The 3027-nt window shown below is 63.0% G+C and carries 2 protein-coding genes and 1 pseudogene; all 3 read left to right on the top strand.

All coding sequences use genetic code 11. The annotated features are described in order from the left end of the window. Window positions 1–1624 (top strand): annotated as a pseudogene (locus VGO12_RS24690) (helicase); the annotation flags it as partial. 9 nt (window positions 1625–1633) lie between these two features. Further along, on the top strand, window positions 1634–2047 hold the full coding sequence (locus VGO12_RS24685; protein ID WP_327515370.1) for an RNA-binding S4 domain-containing protein: 414 nt from the start codon (window positions 1634–1636) through the stop codon (window positions 2045–2047). A gap of 203 nt (window positions 2048–2250) precedes the next feature. Further along, window positions 2251–2589 carry a ferredoxin FdxA gene (gene fdxA, locus VGO12_RS24680; protein WP_327515369.1) on the top strand — a complete coding sequence of 113 codons (339 nt, stop codon included), beginning with the start codon at window positions 2251–2253 and terminating at the stop codon, window positions 2587–2589. Window positions 2590–3027 lie beyond the last annotated feature (438 nt).

Here is a 3027-nt window from a genome sequence, read left to right as displayed (position 1 = left end):
TCGCAGGACATCTGTGCTCATGAAGCGCCTGAGAGAGAATGCTATGCTGGAAGCTGAAATCAGTGTGAATGGTGATGTCTTCGTCGAAGGACACCACGTAGGACAACTAACCGGTTTCCGGTTTACGCTGGCGACCGGCGGAGACGGCCCGGATGCCAAGGCCGTGCAGGGTGCGGCGCAGAAGGCGCTGGCGCTCGAGTTCGAAGCGCGGGCTGCCCGTCTGCATGCTTCCGGCAACAACGATCTGGCGCTGTCGTCCGATGGTCTGGTGCGTTGGCTCGGCGACCCCGTGGCGCGGCTTTCGGCCAGCGACCACGTCATGCGCCCGCGCGTCATCCTTTTGGCCGACGATCAGCTGCAGGCCAATGCCCGCGAGCACGTCGTCGCCCGCATCGAGCGCTTCGTGAACCATCACATCGGCACGGTCCTGAAGCCGCTCGACGATATTTCGCGCGCCGAAGACCTCGAAGGCCTCGCCAAGGGCCTGGCCTTCCAGCTCGTCGAGAACCTCGGCGTGCTGTTCCGTCGCGATGTCGCCGAAGAGGTGAAGTCGCTCGACCAGGACGGCCGCGCCTCGATCCGCAAGTATGGCGTCCGCTTCGGCGCCTACCACATCTTCCTGCCGGCCCTCCTGAAGCCGGCTCCGGCCGAACTCATCACCCTGCTCTGGGCGCTGAAGAACGACGGTCTCGACAAGCCCGGCTATGGCGATCTCATCCCGATGCTTGCTGCCGGACGCACCTCGGTCGTGACCGATCCGTCCTTCGAGCGCACCTTCTACAAGCTCGCCGGCTTCCGTTTCCTCGGCAAGCGCGCCGTGCGCATCGACATTCTCGAGCGCCTGGCCGATCTCATCCGTCCGCTCCTGCAGTGGAAGCCCGGCACGCAGCCGCGTCCGGAAGGCGCCTATGACGGCCGTCGCTTCACCGCGACCACGTCGATGCTCTCGATCCTCGGGGCGACGCCTGACGACATGGAGGAGATTCTGAAGGGCCTCGGCTACCGCGCCGACAGCGTCAAGGCCGAGGAGGCCGCCGCCTTCCTCGCCAGCCACGGCGGTGCCGCGGCCGATGCCACAGTCGGTTCCGAACCGGTTGCCGCAGACGATGCGGACGCCGACGGCGTCGAAGAGCAGACGGAAGCCGCAGCCGCAGCCGCGGAAGCGCCCGCAGCCGAAGCCGAACAGTCTGTCGATGCAGAAGCCGCAGCTTCGGACGAGGCGCAGCCGGCTGAAACCGTTGTCGCCGAGACCGGCGAACCGGTTGAAGCCAAGCCCGTCCTTCTCTGGCGTCCAGGCACCCGCCAGGACAACCAGCGCCAGGGTGGCCGTCCTCAGGGCGAGCAGCGTCGCGGCGGTCAGCGTCATGGCCACGGTCAGAACCAGGGCGAAGGACGTGATGGCGGGCGCAAGGGCGGCCAGCAGGCACGTGGCAAGCGTTCCGACGGCGGCAAGCCGGAAGGCGGTCCGCGTCAGGATCGCGGCGAACGTCATGATCGTCACGACCGCGGCGGCAAGCAGGCACAGGGCAAGTTCGAGGCGCGTCCGCCGCGTCGCGAGAAGCCGGTGGATCCGGATTCGCCCTTCGCCAAGCTTGCGGCTCTCAAGGAGCAGATGAAGAAATAAGGGCAGGTCATGGAAAAGCAGCCAGCGTCCAACCCGGCATCACGCCAGCGTCTCGACAAATGGCTGTTTTTCACGCGGCTGATCAAATCCCGATCGCTTGCGCAAAAGGCGATCGAGGATGGTCACGTCGCGGTCAACGACCAGCGGGTGACGCAGTCCTCGTTCCAGCTGAAGACGGGCGATGTGGTCGGGCTCGCCCTCGACCGGCGCGACCTTGTTGTGCGCGTGGTTGCGTCAGGGGAGCGACGCGGGCCATTCGAAGAGGCTCGGCTCCTTTATGAGGATCTGACCCCGGAACAGCCGAAGGAGAAGCTCTCGGCCTACGAGCTCGCAACGCGCGAGCGGGGCGCCGGGCGGCCGACCAAGAAAGAGCGGCGGGAAACCGATCGGCTGAAGCCGGATTTCGATCGGCGTGAGGATTAGAAAACTCTGCCTTTGCGGGGGCATTTCGCGCATTGAATATTCTTGCAAAGGGTCCATAAAGCCTTTACCTGACAGACCCACGTTGGGTGCATCGGGTTTGCTTCGGCAGCTATGCGCGCCGGACATTCCTAGCATGCGCGGACGACGAGGATCACCATTGATTGCCGTCTGCCATCAAACGTGAGCATCGGCTGGAGTACCTCATGACGTACGTCGTGACCGACAATTGCATTCGCTGCAAGTATACCGACTGTGTCGAAGTCTGCCCCGTAGACTGCTTCTATGAGGGCGAGAATTTCCTCGTCATCCATCCCGACGAGTGCATCGACTGTGGCGTTTGCGAACCGGAATGTCCTGCCGAAGCGATCAAGCCGGACACCGAGCCGGGCCTCGATATGTGGCTGAAACTGAACGCTGATTTCGCCACCAAGTGGCCGAACATCACCGTCAAGCGCGATGCGATGCCGGAGGCCAAGGAAATGGACGGCGTCGAGGGCAAGTACGACAAGTTCTTCTCGGCCGAACCGGGCCAGGGCGACTGAGCCGTTTCGTCGCCGGTCGTTCGGCGGCGCTGGCGCAAGGCGTTCGGCCTTGCGGGCCAAAGCTGGGGATAACAGGTCCTGCCCTCGCAGTTGCGAGAATGGTGGCTTGATGGCTGCCATGCAGCAAATTATTGATTTCGGCACTTTTTTGTGATAGGTTCCTTCTACTGATCCACAGAGGGTGTTTTTGCGCGCCCGAAAACCATCACGAAAGCAAACGATCTCCAAAACACGGTTTTCCCCAAGACGCAGCGATGCGTTGAGCAGTTGTGACCGTGTTTGATGAGGCTGTTTGCGTTCCTTGGACGGACCAGGATGTACCCACCCGGCGGTATCCCCGTCTATCCCGGGCCTCACTGACCCGGCCCCGGCCATAATGGCCGGCGCGAAACAGGGAGTTTTTGAAACGAATGACGACCCAGCAGAAAAAATCTTCGA

Source organism: Ensifer sp. (assembly GCF_035999135.1).
Taxonomy (GTDB): domain Bacteria; phylum Pseudomonadota; class Alphaproteobacteria; order Rhizobiales; family Rhizobiaceae; genus Ensifer.
The sequence above is the reverse complement of the archived record's forward strand: the minus strand, read 5'-3'. Positions and strand labels throughout refer to the sequence as shown.